Source organism: Streptomyces sp. NPDC057428 (assembly GCF_042803195.1).
In the GTDB taxonomy this organism is placed as follows: Bacteria; Actinomycetota; Actinomycetes; order Streptomycetales; family Streptomycetaceae; genus Streptomyces.
The window spans coordinates 1-20659 of the sequence record NZ_JBHVCT010000048.1 but is presented as its reverse complement, the minus strand read 5'-3'; the positions used below and the strand labels follow the sequence as shown (position 1 = coordinate 20659).

Annotated in this window: 19 protein-coding genes and 2 tRNA genes; 12 read left to right on the top strand and 9 right to left on the bottom strand. The window is 67.6% G+C overall.

Going from position 1 to position 20659, the window contains the following annotated elements; translation table 11 throughout:
- Positions 1-180: 180 nt before the first annotated feature.
- The 6 genes from rsmG to rpmH form a co-directional block, all read right to left on the bottom strand.
- On the bottom strand, positions 181-897 hold the full coding sequence (rsmG, locus tag ACFU5K_RS19400) for a 16S rRNA (guanine(527)-N(7))-methyltransferase RsmG (protein WP_384063096.1): 717 nt from the start codon (positions 895-897) through the stop codon (positions 181-183).
- 190 nt (positions 898-1087) lie between these two features.
- A complete protein-coding gene (locus ACFU5K_RS19395; protein ID WP_384063045.1) occupies positions 1088-1597 on the bottom strand; it encodes a protein jag in 510 nt (169 codons plus the stop codon).
- Between the two features lie 14 nt (positions 1598-1611).
- Complete coding sequence (yidC, locus tag ACFU5K_RS19390) at positions 1612-2877, bottom strand: membrane protein insertase YidC (protein ID WP_384063042.1); 1266 nt, start codon at positions 2875-2877, stop codon at positions 1612-1614.
- Positions 2878-2880: 3 nt separating this feature from the next.
- Positions 2881-3240 (bottom strand): membrane protein insertion efficiency factor YidD, encoded by a 360-nt coding sequence (gene yidD / locus ACFU5K_RS19385; protein ID WP_384063039.1) that lies wholly within the window; start codon positions 3238-3240, stop codon positions 2881-2883.
- The gene (gene rnpA / locus ACFU5K_RS19380; RefSeq protein ID WP_384063036.1) at positions 3237-3608 is read right to left on the bottom strand and encodes a ribonuclease P protein component; all 372 of its coding nucleotides are present in this window, start codon (positions 3606-3608) and stop codon (positions 3237-3239) included. The genes yidD and rnpA overlap by 4 nt, the downstream gene beginning before the upstream one ends.
- Positions 3609-3627: 19 nt before the next feature.
- Positions 3628-3765 (bottom strand): 50S ribosomal protein L34, encoded by a 138-nt coding sequence (gene rpmH / locus ACFU5K_RS19375; protein ID WP_003967884.1) that lies wholly within the window; start codon positions 3763-3765, stop codon positions 3628-3630.
- A 381-nt stretch (positions 3766-4146) separates the two neighbouring features.
- On the opposite strand from rpmH, the gene dnaA reads away from it, so the two are divergent.
- The 9 genes from dnaA (at position 4147) to ACFU5K_RS19330 (ending at position 16815) form a co-directional block, all read left to right on the top strand.
- The gene (gene dnaA / locus ACFU5K_RS19370) at positions 4147-5922 is read left to right on the top strand and encodes a chromosomal replication initiator protein DnaA (protein WP_384063033.1); all 1776 of its coding nucleotides are present in this window, start codon (positions 4147-4149) and stop codon (positions 5920-5922) included.
- Positions 5923-6912: 990 nt separating this feature from the next.
- Positions 6913-8043, top strand: coding sequence for a DNA polymerase III subunit beta (gene dnaN / locus ACFU5K_RS19365; RefSeq protein WP_031090399.1), 1131 nt, complete (start codon positions 6913-6915; stop codon positions 8041-8043).
- 145 nt (positions 8044-8188) lie between these two features.
- Entirely contained in the window at positions 8189-9067 is an 879-nt protein-coding gene (gene gnd, locus ACFU5K_RS19360; protein ID WP_384063031.1) for a phosphogluconate dehydrogenase (NAD(+)-dependent, decarboxylating), read from the top strand.
- A gap of 64 nt (positions 9068-9131) precedes the next feature.
- Positions 9132-10262, top strand: coding sequence for a DNA replication/repair protein RecF (recF, locus tag ACFU5K_RS19355; RefSeq protein ID WP_384063028.1), 1131 nt, complete (start codon positions 9132-9134; stop codon positions 10260-10262).
- The gene (locus ACFU5K_RS19350) at positions 10259-10819 is read left to right on the top strand and encodes a DUF721 domain-containing protein (protein WP_384063027.1); all 561 of its coding nucleotides are present in this window, start codon (positions 10259-10261) and stop codon (positions 10817-10819) included. Before recF ends, ACFU5K_RS19350 begins: the two co-directional genes overlap by 4 nt.
- 414 nt (positions 10820-11233) lie before the next feature.
- Positions 11234-13303 (top strand): DNA topoisomerase (ATP-hydrolyzing) subunit B, encoded by a 2070-nt coding sequence (gene gyrB / locus ACFU5K_RS19345; RefSeq protein WP_384063024.1) that lies wholly within the window; start codon positions 11234-11236, stop codon positions 13301-13303.
- A gap of 46 nt (positions 13304-13349) precedes the next feature.
- On the top strand, positions 13350-15977 hold the full coding sequence (gene gyrA / locus ACFU5K_RS19340; RefSeq protein WP_384063022.1) for a DNA gyrase subunit A: 2628 nt from the start codon (positions 13350-13352) through the stop codon (positions 15975-15977).
- Between the two features lie 93 nt (positions 15978-16070).
- Entirely contained in the window at positions 16071-16667 is a 597-nt protein-coding gene (locus tag ACFU5K_RS19335; RefSeq protein WP_384063019.1) for a DUF3566 domain-containing protein, read from the top strand.
- Between the two features lie 71 nt (positions 16668-16738).
- Positions 16739-16815, top strand: a tRNA-Ile gene (locus ACFU5K_RS19330).
- A 355-nt stretch (positions 16816-17170) separates the two neighbouring features.
- On the opposite strand, the gene ACFU5K_RS19325 is transcribed toward ACFU5K_RS19330, so the two are convergent.
- Complete coding sequence (locus ACFU5K_RS19325) at positions 17171-17530, bottom strand: DUF6344 domain-containing protein (RefSeq protein WP_384063016.1); 360 nt, start codon at positions 17528-17530, stop codon at positions 17171-17173.
- A 272-nt stretch (positions 17531-17802) separates the two neighbouring features.
- On the opposite strand from ACFU5K_RS19325, the gene ACFU5K_RS19320 reads away from it, so the two are divergent.
- Both ACFU5K_RS19320 and ACFU5K_RS19315 read left to right on the top strand, forming a co-directional pair.
- Entirely contained in the window at positions 17803-17937 is a 135-nt protein-coding gene (locus ACFU5K_RS19320; RefSeq protein ID WP_219818897.1) for a DLW-39 family protein, read from the top strand.
- 211 nt (positions 17938-18148) lie between these two features.
- Complete coding sequence (locus ACFU5K_RS19315; RefSeq protein ID WP_384063013.1) at positions 18149-18325, top strand: hypothetical protein; 177 nt, start codon at positions 18149-18151, stop codon at positions 18323-18325.
- Positions 18326-18357: 32 nt separating this feature from the next.
- On the opposite strand, the gene ACFU5K_RS19310 is transcribed toward ACFU5K_RS19315, so the two are convergent.
- Complete coding sequence (locus tag ACFU5K_RS19310) at positions 18358-19707, bottom strand: serine/threonine protein kinase (protein ID WP_384063010.1); 1350 nt, start codon at positions 19705-19707, stop codon at positions 18358-18360.
- A gap of 116 nt (positions 19708-19823) precedes the next feature.
- Positions 19824-20372 (bottom strand): helix-turn-helix domain-containing protein, encoded by a 549-nt coding sequence (locus ACFU5K_RS19305; protein WP_384063007.1) that lies wholly within the window; start codon positions 20370-20372, stop codon positions 19824-19826.
- A gap of 171 nt (positions 20373-20543) precedes the next feature.
- Here ACFU5K_RS19305 and ACFU5K_RS19300 point away from each other — a divergent pair.
- Positions 20544-20616 (top strand) — tRNA-Ala (locus ACFU5K_RS19300).
- Positions 20617-20659: the final 43 nt, after the last annotated feature.

Below are 20659 nucleotides of genomic sequence, written 5' to 3'. Positions count from 1 at the left end.
GATCCCCTGCAGCAGAGAGCGACGTTTCACGTGAAACACGATGCCTGCGCAGCCCAGCGGTACCACCCCGACACTCCGCAGCCATCACATATCACTGCTTGCATGGAGCATCGACACAAAGCAATCCATAAAGCCACAAAAGGGCGCACGGTGTGGCGTCACATGCCTGCCGGAATCTCCTCAGCGGCGTCGTCGCGTGCGGCTGACCCGGGCAGCCTTGGCTCGCTTTGCGGCGAACCTCACACCTCCCGGGCTCTCCCCGACCACCACGCGCACCACTGTGGACGTCGGATCGACCAGCCCCTCGCCGACGTGCAGCACCTCGGTCTCTACTACACCGAGCTTGCTCAGAGCTGCGCGAGCCCCCTGGATCTCCTCCTCGGCGGCTCCACCCTTGAGCGCCAGCATCTCTCCGTACGGGCGGAGCAGTGGGACACCCCAACCCGCCAGCCGGTCGAGAGGAGCCACCGCGCGGGCCGTCACCACGTGAACCGGCTGCAGCGTCCCCAGTACCTCTTCGGCGCGCCCACGCACGACCGTCACGTGATCCAGCCCGAGCAGCTCCACAACCTCCTGAAGGAAGTTCGTGCGACGCAGCAACGGCTCAAGCAGCGTGATCTTCAGATCCGGGCGCACCAGAGCCAGCGGAATGCCGGGAAGGCCGGCCCCCGATCCCACATCACAGACCGTGACGCCTTCGGGCACCACCTCGGAGAGGACCGCACAGTTCAAAATGTGCCGTTCCCACAGGCGAGGAACCTCACGAGGGCCGATCAGGCCGCGCTTGACTCCCGCGTCAGCGAGAAGCTCCGCATACCTGACAGCCTCTGGGAAGAACTCTCCGAATACCGCCTGCGCCTCCTTGGGCGCCTGAGGGAGCTCTGCTTCCTCTGTCACGGGGACCGTCCTTCCGTACCGCACTCAAAGGGCCTCGCTCAGATCATCCCAAGCTGCTTGTCCAACCGGGCGCGCGCATGTGCGACCGGATCCGAACGAAGTCCCCGCCCCACTGTGGGTGGCTGACTATCGGGCTGACAAAGATCGGCCCCGCCTGCGAACAGACGGGGCCGACACTACAAGGATCCGGTCAGGCCGGAAGAACGACGACGAAGCGCTGCGGCTCCTCGCCCTCTGACTGGCTCCGCAGACCCGCCGCCGCGATCGCGTCGTGCACGACCTTGCGCTCGAAGGGCGTCATGGGATCGAGCTTCACCGGCTCGCCGGAGCTCTTGACCTCGTCCGCGGCTTTGGCGCCCAGCGCGGCGAGAACCTCACGCTTCTGGGCCCGGAAGCCCGCGATGTCCAGCATCAGACGACTGCGGTCACCGGTCTCACGGTGAACAGCCAGGCGCGTCAGCTCCTGAAGCGCCTCCAGCACCTCACCGTCGCGGCCCACAAGCTTCTGCAGGTCACGTGCGGAGTCGCTGATGATCGAGACCGCGGCCCGGTCCGCCTCCACGTCCATGTCGATGTCGCCGTCGAGGTCAGCGATGTCGAGAAGGCCTTCGAGATAGTCGGCCGCGATCTCGCCCTCCTGCTCGAGGCGGGTCAGAGTGTCGCTGCCCTCAGCGGCCGTGGTGGTGGTGCCTTCCGTCACGGATGGACTCCTTCTTACTTCTTGGACGGGTGCTTGGGCCGCTGCGGGCCCTTGCGCTGTCCGGACTTGGCTTGGCGTGAGGAGCCGGAGGCGGGCTTGCCCGCCGGCTTCGGCTTGTCTTCCTGCGGTGCGTCCTGCTTCTCCAGCGAGGTCTTGGGTTCCGAACCGCTGGAGTCGGAGTCCTTCGCCGCGCCAGGATGCGTGGCCGCAGTGTGGCGCTGCGCCTTGGTCTGACGCTTGGGCTGCTGCCGCTTGGCCGCGGTACCGCCCTCGGCCTCGATCACCGCGGCTTCGCTCTTCGCCACCGTCCCGTCCTCCTGGGCCGCGAGACCCAGCTTCCCGAGGCCGGTGATGAACTTGCGCTCGATGTCGTTGCGATCGGGTCCCTTGGCAACGATGGCCTTGACGGTGTTGCGCCTCGTCCTGCCCCGTACATCGCCGTGCGACGTCACACTCTTGAGCACCCGGCCCAGGTAAGCGTCCTGCGCCTTGCTGCCCGGAGTGGGGTTCCGGTTGATCACGTACATCTGCTGGCCCATGGTCCAGACGTTCGTGGTCAGCCAGTACACGAGGACACCCACGGGGAAGTTGATGCCGGTCACGGCGAAGATCACCGGGAAGATGTACATCAGCATCTTCTGCTGCTGCATGTACGGCGTCTTCACCGTGAGGTCGACGTTCTTCGTCATCAGCTGGCGCTGCGTGTAGAACTGCGACGCGGACATCATCACGATCATGATCGCGGTGACGACACGGACATCCAGCAGGGTGGCGCCGAGCGCGTGCACCTTCGCTTCGGAGTCCGTGAACTTGGCGGCCAACGGGGCACCGATGATGTGGGCCTTACGCGCGCTGTCCAGCAGTGGCTGGTCGATGACACCGATCGTCTTGCCCGAGGCGATGGCCGAGAGCACGTGGTACAGGGCGAAGAAGAACGGGGACTGCGCCAGGATGGGAAGGCACGAGGAGAGCGGGTTGGTACCCGTCTCCTTGTACAGCTTCATCATCTCTTCGGACTGACGCTGTTTGTCGTTCTTGTAGCGCTCCTGGATCGCCTTCATCTTCGGCTGGAGCACCTGCATGTTCCGGGTCGACTTGATCTGCTTGACGAAAAGCGGGATCAGGCAGATCCGGATCAGGATCACGAGGGACACGATGGACAGGCCCCAGGCCCACCCCGTGTCGTCCCCGAAGATCGCTCCGTACAGCTTGTGGAACTGGACGATGACCCACGAAACAGGTGTGGTGATAAAGCTGAACAGACTGGCAATCGTGTCCACTAATCAGGCTCCTTGAGCTTTGGACGAGGTCTCTTTGGCCGGGCTCGGGGGTTCGGAGACCGACCCCCCGGAAGGCACATCGGCGGCTGAGTCCCCGCCCTTGCCGCCGCGCAAAGAGCTGCGCAGCAGTTCGTGCCACCGCGGACGTTTGCGTGGCGGTACGTAATCCACGCCACCGGGTGACCACGGATTGCAACGCAGGATGCGCCAGGCGGTCAGCGCAGTGCCCTTGATCGCTCCGTGCCGGTCGATCGCCGTATATCCATAGTGGGAACACGACGGGTAGTACCGGCAGACGGGCCCGAGGAGCGGGCTGATCGTCCACTGGTACAGCTTGATGAGAGCCAGCAGCGGGTACTTCATCGCGCGCCCCCTCCCAGCAACCGCCGAAGGGCGGCGTCCAGGTCTCGGGCCAGCTGTGCATGATCGGCGTCACCCGATCCGGGCAACGCTCGTACGACAACAAGGCTACCGGGGGGCAGCTGAGCCAGCCGATCGCGTACCAGATGGCGAAGCTTCCGCTTCACCGCGGTGCGAACGACGGCTCCCCCCACTGCTTTGCTGACAACGAAACCCGCACGCGGCGGAGGAGTACTCTCCCCAGTCACGTGCGGGTCCGTTACACCGCTGCTTAGATGGACGACGAGGAGAGGGCGTCCTGCCCTACGCCCTCGTCGTACCGCGGTCGCGAAGTCCTCGCGCCGCCTCAGCCGATTCTCGGAAGGCAGCACGTCATGGACCTGTAAGCGATCAGGCGGACAGGCTGCTGCGGCCCTTGCCACGGCGGTTCGCGAGAATCGCGCGGCCGGCACGGGTGCGCATACGCAGCCGGAAGCCGTGGGTCTTGGCGCGACGACGATTGTTCGGCTGGAAGGTGCGCTTGCTCACTCGGGGGCTCCAGAAATGATTCGTGTGTTGGCGGGACATCGCCTGGCTGTCACCGTGCGCCCACGAGGAACTCGCGTAAACGCCTTAGTGCACCGCTTCACAATCACAGATCGTGATCTTTGCCCATCGGAGGCAGGCGGCAGCAGCCATCGACAACTCGACCTGGTCACGGTACGCGCGGCTGCGCCATTCGGTCAAACCGGCTCTGCGGCACCCCATGCTGTACACAGCCTGTGGACAACAACTTGAACCGTGCGGGCCGCCCTGACTACCGTGGCTGAACTCCGGTTCCTTTCCTTCCCCCCTGCCGGGCCTCACCCGACCCGACCCATCCCGTCCCGAGAAGCACACATTCGTGGGACATGCGAGAGAGCGTGCCTTGTGGCTGACGTACCTGCCGATCTTGCCGCAGTGTGGCCACGAGTGCTGGAACAACTCCTCGGAGAGGGCCAGCAGGCCATCGAGCCCAAGGACAAACAGTGGATCGAGCGCTGCCAGCCCCTGGCGCTCGTAGCCGACACCGCGCTGCTCGCGGTACCCAACGAGTGGGGCAAGCGCGTCCTGGAGGGCAGGCTCGCCCCACTGATCAGCGAGGCACTGACCCGAGAGTGTGGGCGGCCGATCCGCATCGCGATCACCGTCGACGACTCCGCCGGCGAACCCCCGGCGCCGCCCGCACCACCCATGCACGGGTCACACCAGCCCCACCGCTACCAGGGGCCCCCGCGCGACGAGCCCTCGCACAACGACGGGTACGACAGCTACGGCTCCAGGCCCTCGGACGACGGGATGCCGACGGCCCGTCCCGCGTATCCGGACTACCAGCAGCACCGGCCCGAGCCCGGCGCCTGGCCCCGCGGCCAGGAGGACCTCTCCTGGCAGCCCCGGCACGGTGGCTACCAGGAACGCGACCCCTACGCGAGCCCCCGCCCGCAGCAGCCTCAGCACGACTACCGTCCGCAGCCGTCCGAGCACCAGGGCTACGACCAGCAGCGGGACGGCCGCGACCGCCGTGATCTGCAGGAGCAGCAGCCTCAGCACCGCCAGGGCGGACCGGGCACGGGCCGGGCCGGCGGCGGGCCGATGGGCACACAGTCCGCGCCGCCTCCCGGCACGAACGAGCCGCACGCGAGGCTGAACCCGAAGTACCTCTTCGACACCTTCGTCATCGGCGCCTCCAACCGCTTCGCCCACGCCGCGGCCGTCGCCGTGGCCGAGGCGCCCGCGAAGGCGTACAACCCCCTGTTCATCTACGGGGAGTCGGGGCTCGGGAAGACGCATCTGCTGCATGCCATCGGGCACTACGCGCGCAGCCTCTACCCGGGCACCCGGGTGCGGTACGTGAGCTCGGAGGAGTTCACCAACGAGTTCATCAACTCGATCCGCGACGGGAAGGGCGACACCTTCCGCAAGCGCTACCGGGACGTGGACATCCTTCTGGTCGACGACATCCAGTTCCTCGCGAGCAAGGAGTCGACACAGGAGGAGTTCTTCCACACCTTCAACACGCTCCACAACGCCAACAAGCAGATCGTGCTGTCCTCCGACCGGCCGCCCAAGCAGCTGGTGACCCTGGAGGACCGCCTGCGCAACCGGTTCGAGTGGGGTCTGACCACCGATGTGCAGCCGCCCGAGCTGGAGACTCGTATCGCGATCCTCCGCAAGAAGGCGGTGCAGGAGCAGCTCAACGCCCCGCCGGAGGTGCTCGAGTTCATCGCGTCCCGCATCTCGCGCAACATCCGTGAACTCGAGGGCGCGCTCATCCGCGTGACGGCCTTCGCGAGCCTCAACAGGCAGCCGGTGGATCTCGGTCTGACCGAGATCGTGCTCAAGGACCTGATCCCGGGCGGCGAGGACTCGGCCCCCGAGATCACCGCGCCGGCCATCATGGCCGCGACCGCGGACTACTTCGGGCTGACGGTAGAGGATTTGTGTGGATCCTCGCGCAGCCGTGTGCTGGTGACGGCACGCCAGATCGCCATGTACCTGTGCCGTGAGCTGACGGATCTCTCCTTGCCCAAGATCGGAGCCCAGTTCGGCGGGCGTGACCACACCACGGTCATGCACGCCGACCGGAAGATCCGAGCTCTCATGGCCGAGAGGCGTTCCATCTACAACCAGGTCACGGAGCTCACCAACCGCATCAAGAACGGCTGAAGCCACAGGCGGAGACAGAGGCGAGGCACAGCCCCCCGCACAGCGCGCCCGGAGGCGCCCCACGAGAGGACCGAGAGGTCTTTCGTGGGGCGCCTTTCTTCGTCAGGAGCCGATGAGACGGTGCCAGCAACCGCCCGACGGCACGGTGAGAGAGGCCGCTGAGCCCGCCTGGAAGGCTCGTTGGCAGCCTTCTCGCCGTCGTCAGAGCGGGCGGCTTCGGCGCGGAGTGTTCGAATACGGGCCTCGGAAGGGCGCTTCTCCACAGATGACCTGGGTTTTTGGTGTCCACAGCCTGGGGACTGCGAAGTTGTCCAGATTGCGTCCACAGGGTTCGCTACCGATACTCCATCAGGCCAGGTCAAGTGCCTGGGGATTTGTGGTCAACGACGATCCACAGCCTGTGGACAGAATTTTCGTCCACAGGGGCCCAAGCCCGTTGTCCACCGGCGGCCCACAGGTCAGGCCCTCTTGTCCCCAGCTTCTCCACACGCCTGTCCACTGTTCGGCAACCCGACACCCGCCTTCACCGCCAAGAGTGAAAGGCGTCACACCAGGGGTCTTGGTTCAGCTGTGGGGAACGGGGGTAAACCTGGGGACAGCCCTGGGGAGAAGTCACCCTGCCCTGTGCATCGGGTGTGCAGAACTTTCCTGTGTCCACAGAAGTGCCCGGTTGTCCACCGGTGTCACCCACAGGGTCGGTGGACAAAAAACCGAGTGTGACCTGCGGAAACAACGTTATCCACGGTTTCCACAGGGCCTACTACTACTACCACTCAGAGTTAGCCAGGAATCAGCTTCGAAGTGGGGCCTGTGCACAACTCGAGCGACGAGCTCGGCGAACCTCTTGGTGCGACTTGACCCCGAGCAGCAACGGCTGTCGGCGCCGTACGTCAGACTGGACCCCGGCGGCCTCCCCAGCCCATCGGCAGGGAGCCCCGGTCAGACGACGAGGCCAGCAGGGCGAGCGAGCAACAGCAGGAGGCGGTTCCGGTGAAGATCCGGGTGGAGCGCGACGTACTCGCGGAGGCAGTGGCCTGGGTGGCCCGCAGCCTCCCGGCCCGGCCGCCGGCGCCCGTTCTCGCGGGCCTTCTGCTGAAGGCTGAGGACGGCGCCCTCAGCTTCTCGAGCTTCGACTACGAGGTCTCGGCCAAGGTCTCCGTGGACGCGGAGATCGAGGAGGACGGCACGGTGCTCGTCTCCGGCCGGCTGCTCGCCGACATCTGCCGCGCCCTTCCTAACCGCCCCGTGGAGATTTCCACCGACGGCGTGCGGGCGACCGTGGTCTGCGGCTCCTCGCGTTTCACCCTCCACACACTGCCTGTGGAGGAGTACCCGGCGCTTCCGCAGATGCCGACCGCCACGGGTACCGTCCCCGGTGAGGTCTTCGCCTCGGCTGCGGCCCAGGTCGCCATCGCGGCCGGGCGCGACGACACCCTGCCCGTCCTGACCGGTGTCCGCATCGAGATCGAGGGCGACACCGTGACCCTCGCGTCGACCGACCGCTACCGCTTCGCCGTGCGTGAGTTCCTCTGGAAGCCGGAGAACCCGGACGCCTCCGCAGTGGCCCTGGTGCCCGCCAAAACCCTCCTGGACACCGCCAAGGCGCTGACCAGCGGCGACACGGTGACCCTGGCGCTGTCGGGGTCGGGTGCCGGCGAGGGACTCATCGGTTTCGAGGGCGCGGGACGTCGTACGACCACCCGGCTGCTCGAGGGCGACCTGCCGAAGTACCGGACGCTCTTTCCCACCGAGTTCAACTCGGTGGCGGTCATCGAGACCGCGCCGTTCGTCGAGGCCGTCAAGCGCGTGGCCCTCGTCGCCGAGCGGAACACCCCGGTGCGCCTCAGCTTCGAGCAGGGCGTCCTGATCCTGGAGGCCGGCTCCAGCGACGACGCACAGGCTGTGGAGCGCGTGGACGCGGTGCTCGAGGGCGACGACATCTCGATCGCCTTCAACCCGACCTTCCTGCTGGACGGGCTCAGCGCCATCGACTCCCCGGTGGCTCAGCTCTCCTTCACGACGTCGACCAAGCCCGCCCTGCTCAGCGGCCGCCCGGCCGTCGACGCCGAGGCCGACGACGCCTACAAGTACCTGATCATGCCGGTGCGCCTCTCCGGCTGATCCGGGCATCGTTCCCTCATCCCGGCTTCCGGTGGGCAGGCTCAGCGCCGAGCGTGCCCACCTGCGCCGCCCCCCGCCGTGCCGTCCTGGGCGGGCGTAGGCTCGGACCCGGGTACGAATCGGCACAACGCTTAAGGAATCTCTGATGGAGCTCGGTCTCGTCGGCCTCGGCAAGATGGGCGGCAACATGCGTGAGCGCATCCGCCGCGCAGGCCACACCGTCATCGGTTACGACCGCAACGCGGACATCGCCGATGTGCACAGCCTCGAAGAACTTGTGGGCAAGCTCAAGGGCCCGCGCGTCGTCTGGGTCATGGTCCCGGCAGGTGCGGCGACCCAGTCCACGGTCGATGAGCTGGCCGAGCTGCTCTCCCCTGGTGACATCGTCGTGGACGGCGGGAACTCCCGCTGGACCGACGACGAGAAGCACGCCGTCGAACTCGGCATCAAGGGCATCGGCTTCGTCGACTGCGGTGTCTCCGGCGGCGTCTGGGGCCTTGAGAACGGCTACGCGCTGATGTACGGCGGCGACGCCGCCCACGTCGAGAAGGTCCAGCCGATCTTCGACGCCCTCAAGCCGGAGGGTCAGTTCGGTTCCGTCCACGCGGGCAAGGTCGGCGCCGGCCACTTCGCCAAGATGGTCCACAACGGCATCGAGTACGCCATGATGCAGGCGTACGCCGAGGGCTGGGAGCTCCTGGAGAAGGTCGACTCCGTCACGGACGTGCGCGAGGTCTTCCGCTCCTGGCAGGAGGGCACGGTCATCCGTTCCTGGCTGCTCGACCTGGCGGTCAACGCGCTGGACGACGACGAGCACCTGGACCAGCTGCGCGGCTTCGCGGCCGACTCCGGCGAGGGCCGGTGGACGGTCGAGGCGGCCATCGACAACGCGGTGCCGCTGCCCGCGATCACGGCGTCCCTGTTCGCGCGCTTCGCCTCGCGGCAGGACGACTCCCCGCAGATGAAGATGATCGCCGCGCTGCGCAACCAGTTCGGCGGACACGCGGTCGAGAACAAGAAGTAGCCGCCGGAGCAAGCGGCAGGCGGTACAGCAGCACACGGAAGAGCAGTCGGAAAGGTCGGCGACCATGCACGTCACGCATCTCTCGCTGGCCGACTTCCGCTCGTACGCCCGGGTCGAGGTGCCTCTCGATCCGGGCGTCACCGTGTTCGTGGGGGCCAACGGCCAGGGCAAGACCAATCTGGTCGAAGCTGTCGGCTATCTCGCGACGCTGGGCAGCCACCGGGTTTCCTCGGACGCTCCCCTGGTCCGGATGGGCGCCGAGCGCGCCGTGGTGCGCGCCGCGGTCACCCGGGGCGAGCGTTCGCAGCTGATCGAGCTGGAGCTCAATCCCGGCCGCGCCAATCGGGCGCGAATCAACAGGTCGTCGCAGGTCAGACCGCGTGACGTCCTGGGGATCGTGAGGACGGTGCTGTTCGCACCCGAGGATCTCGCCCTGGTGAAGGGCGACCCCGGTGAGCGGCGCCGCTTCCTGGACGAACTGATCACGGCGCGTTCCCCGCGCATGGCCGGCGTCCGCTCCGACTACGAGCGTGTGCTGAAGCAGCGGAACACCCTTCTGAAGTCCGCCGCCATGGCCCGCAGGCACGGCGGCCGGTCGATGGACATGTCCACCCTGGACGTGTGGGACCAGCATCTGGCGCAGGTGGGAGCCGAACTCCTCGCGCAGCGGCTGGACCTGATCGCGACCCTGCAGCCGCTTGCGGACAAGGCGTACGCGGACGTGGCTCCCGGCGGCGGTCCCGTGTCGCTGGAGTACCGAAGCTCGATCGGTGCCGATGTGGAGCCCGCACGCACCCGCGAGGAGCTGTACGAGCAGGTGACGGCCGCGCTGGCGCAGGCGCGGAAGCAGGAGATCGAACGTGGCGTGACCCTGGTCGGGCCGCACCGGGACGACCTGGTCCTGAGCCTGCGCGGAATGCCGGCCAAGGGGTACGCGAGCCACGGTGAGTCGTGGTCGTACGCCCTGGCGTTGCGGCTGGCCTCGTACGATCTGCTGCGCACCGAGGGGAACGAGCCGGTGCTCGTGCTCGACGACGTCTTCGCCGAGCTGGACGCGCGCCGCCGCGAGCGGCTGGCCGAGCTGGTCGCGGGGGGCGAGCAGGTGCTGGTGACGGCCGCGGTGGACGACGACGTCCCCGGAGTCCTGGCGGGAGCGCGGTACGCGGTGTCGGCGGGTGCGGTGGAGCGGCGGTGAGCGGAGCGGACGAGACGGGCGCACCCACTCCGGGCCCCGCGAAGCAGCCCGAGGCGTCGGGCGTCGACCTGGCACGGGTGGCCCTGCGCGCGGCAAAGGAGCAGGCACGGGCGCGGGGCGCCGCCGCACAGCAGAAGAAACAGGCCAGGCGTGGCGGCGGGCTGCGGTCGGGAGCACGCTCCGACGGCCGTGATCCGCTGGCCCTTGGTTCGGCGATCAACCGGCTGATCACCGAGCGGGGCTGGGAGACGCCCGCCGCGGTGGGCGGTGTGATGGGCCGCTGGCCGCAGATCGTCGGTGACGATCTGGCCAATCACTGCGTGCCCCTGCGGTACGACGAGGACCCGGCTGAGCGGGTTCTGACCGTCCAGTGCGACTCGACGGCGTGGGCGACGCAGCTGCGGCTGCTGGCGCCGCAGCTGGTGGCCCGGCTGAACGCGGATCTCGGGCAGGGCACGGTGCGGTTGATCAAGGTGCTGGGACCCCAGGGTTCGCAGCGCAGGTTCGGTCCTCTGCGGGCTCCGGGAAGCAAGGGCCCCGGCGACACCTACGGCTGAGCAGGGCTTTTTCCGTTTCCCGGGCAGTGCCCGGACGGGTGGCACCGGACCGCTCCGGGGAACGCCTGATGGCCGGTGACCAGCCTTCTGCCCCGGTTTGCCATGAACACGGCGCATCCGGTTTGTGCTGATATGTGCCCTCTTGGTTCGTCCGGGAAGCGTGAGGCGTCCCTCACCGTAGCGGGAGGTTGACAGCCCGAAGCGCGCAATGCCCTCGTGAGCCTCTCGGGGCCCCTTCCTGAATATGGGGAGTCGTCAGCCGCCGGTTCAGGGCGGCACATGCGTACTCAGGCACCGGCAAACCCCCATTCATGTCGGAGCTACCGGTAGACTGGTGGACAATCCCGCTTCCTCGCGGGAGTCGTCGATACACGCCGAACGACGCAGCCGCTCCCGCGAGCCGGAGAACGGCCTGTGCTGTGCCAGAAAGGGCGCTTCGTGGCCGATTCCGGCAACCCCAACGAGAACATCCCGTCCACCACCGGTGCGCCCGGGGAGGTCACCGCCTCTTACGACGCCAGCGCGATCACCGTGCTCGAGGGCCTGGACGCGGTCCGCAAGCGACCTGGCATGTACATCGGCTCGACCGGTGAGCGCGGCCTGCACCACCTCGTGCAGGAAGTCGTCGACAACTCGGTCGACGAGGCGATGGCCGGCCACGCGGACACCATCGACGTCACGATCCTCGCCGACGGCGGGGTGCGCGTGGTGGACAACGGCCGAGGCATCCCGGTCGGCATCGTGCCGTCCGAGGGAAAGCCGGCCGTCGAGGTCGTGCTGACCGTCCTGCACGCGGGCGGCAAGTTCGGCGGCGGCGGTTACGCCGTCTCCGGCGGTCTGCACGGTGTGGGTGTCTCCGTCGTCAACGCCCTGTCCACGCGGGTCTCCGTCGAGGTCAAGACGGACGGATACCGCTGGACCCAGGACTACAAGCTCGGTGTTCCGACCGCTCCGCTGGCCAAGCACGAGGCCACCGAGGAGTCCGGCACGTCGGTCACCTTCTGGGCCGACGGCGACGTCTTCGAGACCACCGAGTACAGCTTCGAGACGCTTTCGCGCCGCTTCCAGGAGATGGCGTTCCTCAACAAGGGGCTCACCCTCAAGCTCACCGACGAGCGGGAGTCGGCGAAGGCCACGGCAGGTGCCGACAGCGCCGAGGCGGTCGACGTCCCCGACGACGAGTCGACCCGTACGGTCACGTACCACTACGAGAACGGCATCGTCGACTTCGTCAAGTACCTCAACTCCCGCAAGGGCGACCTCATTCACCAGTCGGTGATCGACATCGAGGCCGAGGACAAGGACCGGCTGCTCTCCGCCGAGATCGCCATGCAGTGGAACACGCAGTACACCGAGGGCGTCTACTCCTTCGCCAACGCGATCCACACGCATGAGGGCGGCACGCACGAGGAGGGCTTCCGTGCGGCGCTGACCTCGCTGGTCAACCGTTACGCGCGCGACAAGAAGCTGCTGCGCGAGAAGGACGACAACCTCACCGGTGAGGACGTCCGCGAGGGTCTGACGGCGATCATCTCGGTGAAGCTGGGTGAGCCGCAGTTCGAGGGCCAGACGAAGACCAAGCTGGGCAACACCGAGGCGAAGACCTTCGTCCAGAAGGTCGTCCACGAGCAGCTCACGGACTGGTTCGACCGGAACCCCAACGAGGCCGCCGACATCATCCGCAAGGGCATCGCCGCCTCCACGGCGCGTGTCGCGGCCCGTAAGGCGCGTGACCTGACCCGGCGCAAGGGGCTCCTGGAGAGCGCCTCGCTGCCCGGAAAGCTGAGCGACTGCCAGTCGAACGACCCGACGAAGTGCGAGATCTTCATCGTCGAGGGTGACTCCGCCGGTGGTTCGGCGAAGTCCGGCCGAAACCCGATGTACCAGGCCATCCTGCCGATCCGAGGCAAGATCCTGAACGTCGAGAAGGCCCGTATCGACAAGATCCTGCAGAACACCGAGGTCCAGGCGCTGATCTCGGCCTTCGGTACCGGGGTCCATGAGGACTTCGACATCGAGAAGCTGCGCTATCACAAGATCATTCTGATGGCTGACGCCGACGTCGACGGCCAGCACATCAACACCCTGCTGCTGACCTTCCTGTTCCGCTTCATGCGGCCGCTGGTGGAGTCCGGGCACGTGTACCTCTCGCGTCCGCCGCTCTACAAGATCAAGTGGGGCCGCGACGACTTCGAGTACGCGTACTCGGACCGCGAGCGCGACGCTCTGGTGGCGCTCGGCAAGCAGAACGGCAAGCGGATCAAGGAAGACTCGATCCAGCGCTTCAAGGGTCTCGGCGAGATGAACGCCGAGGAACTGCGCATCACCACGATGGACGTCGACCACCGCGTGCTCGGCCAGGTCACGCTCGACGACGCGGCGCAGGCCGACGACCTGTTCTCCGTGCTGATGGGCGAGGACGTCGAGGCGCGGCGCTCGTTCATCCAGCGCAACGCCAAGGACGTCCGTTTCCTCGACATCTGAGTCGGCCGTACAAGCAAGCCGCAGCGCGAAAGGACTTTGACCAGCAATGGCCGACGAGAACACCCCTGTGACACCTGAAGAGGAGCCCGCAGTAGCGGGTGTGGGCATGCGTGTCGAGCCCGTGGGGCTCGAGACGGAGATGCAGCGCTCCTACCTCGACTACGCGATGTCCGTCATCGTGTCGCGTGCGCTCCCCGACGTGCGGGACGGCCTGAAGCCCGTTCACCGCCGGGTGCTCTACGCGATGTACGACGGTGGCTACCGGCCCGAGAAGGGCTTCTACAAGTGCGCCCGCGTCGTCGGTGACGTCATGGGTACGTACCACCCGCACGGCGACTCCTCGATCTACGACGCGCTCGTGCGACTGGCGCAGCACTGGTCGATGCGCATGCCGCTCGTGGACTCCAACGGCAACTTCGGTTCCCCGGGCAACGACCCGGCCGCGGCGATGCGGTACACCGAGTGCAAGATGATGCCGCTGTCCATGGAGATGGTCCGGGACATCGACGAGGAGACCGTCGATTTCAAGGACAACTACGACGGCCGCAACCAGGAGCCGGTGGTCCTGCCGGCGCGCTTCCCGAACCTGCTGATCAACGGTTCGGCGGGCATCGCGGTCGGTATGGCGACCAACATCCCGCCGCACAACCTGCGCGAGGTCGCGGCCGGTGCGCAGTGGTACCTGGAGCACCCGGAGGCCTCGCACGAGGAGCTCCTGGACGCGCTGCTCGAACGGATCAAGGGCCCGGACTTCCCGACGGGCGCGCTGGTCGTCGGCCGCAAGGGCATCGAGGAGGCGTACCGCACGGGGCGCGGCTCCATCACGATGCGCGCCGTCGTGGCGGTCGAGGAGATCCAGGGCCGTCAGTGCCTGGTGGTCACGGAACTCCCGTACCAGACCAACCCCGACAACCTCGCGCAGAAGATCGCCGACCTGGTGAAGGACGGCAAGGTCGGCGGGATCGCGGACGTTCGCGACGAGACGTCCTCGCGCACGGGCCAGCGCCTGGTCGTCGTGCTGAAGCGGGACGCGGTCGCCAAGGTCGTGCTGAACAACCTCTACAAGCACACCGATCTGCAGACGAACTTCGGCGCGAACATGCTGGCGCTCGTCGACGGGGTGCCGCGCACACTGTCGATCGACGCGTTCATCCGGCACTGGGTGACCCACCAGATCGAGGTCATCGTCCGGCGCACCAGGTTCCGGCTGCGCAAGGCCGAGGAGCGTGCGCACATCCTGCGCGGCCTGCTCAAGGCCCTGGACGCGATCGACGAGGTCATCGCACTCATCCGGCGCAGCAACACCGTGGAGATCGCGCGCGAGGGCCTCATGGGCCTGCTGGAGATCGACGAGCTCCAGGCGAACGCGATCCTGGAGATGCAGCTGCGACGGCTGGCCGCACTGGAGCACCAGAAGATCACCGCCGAGCACGACGAGTTGCAGGCGAAGATCAACGAGTACAACGCGATCCTGGCGTCGCCCGAACTGCAGCGGAACATCGTCAGCGAGGAACTCGCGGCGATCGTCGACAAGTTCGGCGACGACCGGCGTTCGAAGCTCGTGCCCTTCGACGGCGACATGTCCATCGAGGACCTGATCGCCGAGGAGGACATCGTCGTCACGATCTCCCGCGGCGGCTATGTGAAGCGCACGAAGACGGACGACTACCGCTCGCAGAAGCGCGGCGGCAAGGGCGTGCGGGGCACGAAGCTGAGGGAAGACGACATCGTCGACCACTTCTTCGTGTCGACGACGCACCACTGGCTGCTGTTCTTCACGAACAAGGGCCGGGTGTACCGGGCCAAGGCCTACGAACTGCCGGACGCCGGCCGCGACGCGCGCGGTCAGCACGTCGCGAACCTGCTGGCCTTCCAGCCGGACGAGCAGATCGCGCAGATCCTGGCGATCCGTGACTACGAGGCGGCGCCGTATCTGATCCTCGCCACCAAGGGCGGCTTGGTGAAGAAGACCTCGCTGAAGGACTACGACTCGCCGCGTTCGGGCGGCGTCATCGCGATCAACCTCCGGGAGACGGAGAGCGGCGCCGACGACGAACTGATCGGTGCCGAACTCGTGTCGGCCGAGGACGACCTGCTTCTCGTCAGCAGGAAGGCCCAGTCGATCAGGTTCACCGCTACGGACGATGCGCTGCGCCCCATGGGCCGTGCCACCTCGGGCGTCAAGGGCATGAGTTTCCGCGAGGGAGACGAACTGCTCTCGATGAATGTTGTCCGGCCCGGTACGTTCGTGTTCACTGCCACCGACGGCGGTTACGCGAAGCGGACCGCTGTCGACGAGTACCGCGTCCAGGGTCGCGGCGGTCTCGGCATCAAGGCCGCCAAGATCGTGGAGGACCGTGGTTCCCTCGTCGGCGCGCTGGTGGTCGAGGAGGCGGACGAGATCCTCGCCATCACGCTCGGCGGTGGTGTAATCCGTACGCGGGTCAATGAAGTCAGGGAGACGGGCCGTGACACCATGGGCGTCCAACTGATCAATCTGGGCAAGCGTGATGCCGTCGTCGGCATCGCGCGCAACGCCGAGGCAGGTCGTGAGGCCGAAGAGGTCGACGGGACCGATGAGGCCGAAGGCGCCACGGTCGAGGCCGATGCCGCGATCGTGGGCGAGGGCACAGTCGAAGGCACGGCGCCTTCGGCCGGGGAGCACGAGGAGTAGAGCGTGAGTGGAGCCACGGGCGATGGTTCGGCCGCTTCCGGAGCAGGTGCGAACGGCGCCCGTGGCCCTGCCACGGACTCCCAAGGGGGCACTGTGACGGACACTCGGGGACCTCAACCGCAGTACGAGGGGTACGCGACCGGGCCGTTGCCCGGCGAGCGGGAGCCCGCACCGGGCCAGGCGGGGCCCTATCACCCGCCGCAGGCGTACCCGTCCCCCGCGGGCGGTACGCAGGGTGGCGGCACAGAGGGCGGAGCGCAGGGCGTGGGCGGCGTACAGGCGATGCGTAAGCCCCGGACGGGGGCGCGGACGACTCCGCGTATCCGGAAGGCCCGTCTGCGGGTGGCGAAGGCCGATCCGTGGTCGGTGATGAAGGTGAGCTTCCTGCTCTCCATCGCCCTCGGTATCTGCACCGTGGTCGCGGCCGCGGTCCTGTGGATGGTGATGGACGCCATGGGTGTCTTCTCCACCGTGGGCGGCACGATCAGTGAGGCCACCGGCTCGAACGAGAGCAACGGCTTCGATCTTCAGTCGTTCCTGTCGCTGCCGCGGGTCCTCATCTTCACGTCGGTCATCGCTGTGGTCGACGTGGTGCTGGCCACCGCGCTGGCGACGCTGGGCGCCTTCATCTACAACTTGTCGGCCGGCTTCGTGGGTGGTGTCGAGCTCACTCTCGCCGAGGACGAGTAGGGCGCCGGGTATCGATTTTGGGACTGGCCCCGACGTGCGCTAATCTTCAGAAGTCAGCGCAGCAGCGCGGCGGGGCTATAGCTCAGTTGGTTAGAGCGCATCCCTGATAAGGATGAGGCCACAGGTTCAAATCCTGTTAGCCCCACCAGCCAGAAGACCACCTACTCAAATGAGTAGGTGGTCTTTTGCGTCTACGTCTGACATCAGCCGAGGGGCAGTTGCTCCGGCGGTCCAGGGGCGGCCGACTCCGGGAGTCGGGGCCGGTTCACGCCTTTCCCGGTTCCACAGTGCTCCGCCTGGTGACGGTCGGTCGGACGGTGCCGGGACCTGGGCCCGTGGCGGCCCGGCCGGGTATCCGGTACGCGGGAGCCGCCGAGCCGCCCCGGAACGATGGAGCGGCCTTGCTTCTCTCCCGCGCGTCGGCGGACAGGCGCACCGGGCACACAGGAAGGCCCCTGCCGGTGTGGACCGGACCAGGGGCCTGGGTGGTGTCAGTGACGCTCTCAGGGTGGCAGCGGGGTGGAGTCCCCGGCGGGAGCCGCGCCACGGGCGGAGCGTGTACTGCCGGTCGCGTGTGCGGCCTCCGTGTTGTCCGCCGCCGACTGCCGGGTGGCCGGTGACGAGCCGTGCGCCTCGGCGCGGATGCGCTGCTTCATGGTGGGTGGCAGCGCCCTGTCACGCGGAAGGGTCCATCGCACCGACGGTGTGTTCGCGGTTGCCGTAGCCGCACCCGTGTGCTCCTGGCTCGTGGTCGCCGGCTCCGCGGCTGCGGTCTGGGCGGTGGCGAGGCCCAGCGAGGCGAGAAGTGCGAAGAAGGCGGTGATGAAGGCGGTCCAGATGCTCTTGACCCTGAAGGTGCTCATGGCCCCTCGCTTTCAGGTGGTCCGGTTTGCTTACCTTTCCGATGATGTGGATGTGGGCCCCGGATTCCGGGAGCGACGCCCCGGGTGCGCCGATCTTCCGATGAACACCACTCTTATGGTTCAACCGGCTCCGATGTCTTGCTTTCGAGGTGCCTGGAGGCCCGTAAAGGGCCGCCTGCGGGGTTGCGGGCAGGTCACCGATCGGTATCGGCCGGTGTGTATAGTCGGGCGGCAGAAGGCCCCCTTACGCCAAGGAAAGACGAGGTCGCGCGGTGAAGAAGCTTCTCCTGGTCGCACTGGCCGCCATCGGCGGGCTCCTCGTGTACCGCCAGATCCAGGCGGATCGCGCCGAGCAGGATCTGTGGACGGAGGCGACCGACTCCGTGCCCGCAGGTCCGGGTGTGTGAGACGGAACAGTCTGCTAAGAGCCCCGGCCGCCGAGCGGCCGGGGCTTTGTGCTGTCCGGACCCGCTGTCCGGGCGCCGTAGTGGCGGGATTCGCGTAAGCGAATCTTTTGGTTGCGTATGCAATGCGGTCTGGGCTGTGCGGGCTTCAGGGAGGGGCCGCTACGTGCTCGGACAAGGGCGGGAGCCGGCTACGGCACCGTGGAGGTGCCACATGCGGAGGCCGTTCCCATCGTCGGCGGACGTCAGCGCCATGCGTTTCGCCGGCAGGCACTACCTCTCGGTGACGTTCTCCCCGAAGGTCGCGGAACACGGCGGCGACGACGCGATCGGGCTGACGCTGAAGGTCAAGGTCGTCAACGACGTCGAGCCGAAAGGAGCGGCACCATGAAGACGGTGGGCAGGCCGGAGCCTGGGAGCCGGTCAGGTCTGGGTCAGCGCCCAGATGCCCACCGCGAAGCAGAGCAGGGCCACCAGCAGTACCGGCACGGCCACTTTCGGAGGAGGCCCCGGCCGCCTCGCGGGGGCGGGTGGTGGGGCGGGCGCGTGCGGGGCGACGTCCTGGGGAGCCTGGAGGTGCTGGGCCGTGTAGGCGCGGGTGGGCGCCGCTCCGTAGGGCACGGCGTCCGTGGCCGCCTGGGACGGGTCCGGCGCGGAGCCAGTCGCGTAGGGCCCGTACGGTGCGGCCGGGGCCGGCTGCGGGACAGGTGCCCGCTGCGGGGGAGGTGCGAGGTGGAAGCTGCCCGTCTCCGACATGGAGGACGGCTGGGGGGAGGGCGACTGGCGCTGGCGCCCGTCGGCCGGCGCGGGCGTGTACGACCGCGGTGAGGGCTGCGGTGGCGTTGCCGGTCGTCCGGCCGACTGCGGGGGTGTGCGCGCTCCCTCGGCGGGGGGTTCCGGTCCGTCGGGGCCGAATCCCGCCGGCAGGGGACCGATCTGGTCGAACACCTCCACCGGCTCGTCGTCCCCACCGGCTTCCGCCAGCATCTCCACCGCTGCGGTCAGCGCCTTGCGCGCTCCCGTGGCCGTGCGGAAGCGGGCGTGCGGATCGGGCTGGAGCAGGCCGGCGAGTACCTGCCACAGGGGCTCAGGGACGCCCTGAGGGGCGCCAGGGGTGCCATGGGCGGCGAAGTACTCGATCAGTGCCTGGGCGTCGGGCTTCTGTCCCTGCAACAGGTAGAGCGCGACCAGGCCGACGGCGAACAGGTCCGCCGGGAAGTCGGGCTCCGCGCCCATCAGCTGTTCGGGCGCGAAGTAACCCGGGGTACCGACCACGTAGTTGGTCTCGGTCAGCCGTGGCTCGCCCTTGCGCATCGAGATGCCGAAGTCGGACAGGCGCAGATGCGGTCTGCCCGTTCCGGTGGCCTCCATGAGGATGTTGGCCGGTTTGATGTCCCGGTGCACGACCCCCTCGGCATGCACCGTGGACAGTCCGGACAGCAGCTGGTCCAGGAGCAGGCAGACGAAGCGCGGAGGCAACGGGCCGTAGTCGCCTATGACGTGGGCCAGGGATCCACCACTGACCAGATCCATCGTGAAGAGGACCTTGTCGTCGTCGGCGGCCCAGCTGGCCGGCGCGAGTACGTGCGGATGCTCGATGCGCAGTGCCTGCTCGCGGACGAAACGCAGCAGCGTGTGCGCGTCGCTCTGCTGCAGGACCTTGGCCGCCACGTAGCGGTGGCGCCTGTGGTCCCACGCGCGCCAGACGGCGCCGACCCCGCCACGTCCGATCGGATCGACGAGCTCGTACCGACCGGCGAAGACCTCACCCATTGCGCTGTGCCCGCTCCCGTTCCGTATCGGTTCCTGCCCCGGCTGTCGGGATACTGCCACGGGCTCCGCTTCCCCGTGGCAGTTCCGGGCTCTGGGCCTGTTCCTCCCGAAGGGCCCTAGTTCTGGTGGCCTTCGTAGTGCGCGACCGCGTCGGCGGTGCGCCCCGCTCCGTACACCCTGAGGAACTCTGCCAGTTCCGGGTGCGCGGGGGTGAGGGAGTCGGCCGCATTGATGATGTCACCGGCCGCGGCGACCGACCGCAGCAGTGACTGGATCTCGCGGACCACACGTCGCACGGTGGGCGCTCCGCCTGTGCTGGAGGCCTGACCGGTGTTGGTGAGTACCGAGCCACCCTGCGACTTCTTGATCTCTTCCATGCGCTCCGTCGCCTCACCCGCGCTGATGCTGCCGTCCGCCACCTGGCCGGCGAGCTCCTGAAGTGCCTGCACCCGCTGGACGACAGCAGGGTTGCCGATCTTGGCGCGCTGGCCGCTCATCAACTGGGAGAGCATCGGGGCGGACAGCCCGAGCACCGCGGCGAGCCGGGCCTGATTCAGGCCCAGGTCGTCTATCAGCCTGCGGAAGAGCGCCCCCAGCGGCTCCCCGTACCAGCTGCGCTGAAGCTCCCTGGCTCTAGCCGTGGCCTCTTGCTGAGCTGCGTCCATTGCGTCTCCCCTTCGCTGCGGCTTCGCTGCTGCGAACCTCGTCGTGCATCTTACGGAGAGCGGTTCCAGACCGGGAGTCCCAACTCCTTTTGCAAGATTCAGGGGGTCACCCGGTACTCTGTTCTGCGACGGACCTCGCGACGTGGCTGTGCGCCGTGATGTCCTTTTTTCGGGGCCTTAGCTCAGTTGGTAGAGCGCTGCCTTTGCAAGGCAGATGTCAGGAGTTCGAATCTCCTAGGCTCCACATTCAAAAGAGCCCGTCCGACCTGCGGAAACGCAGGTCGGAC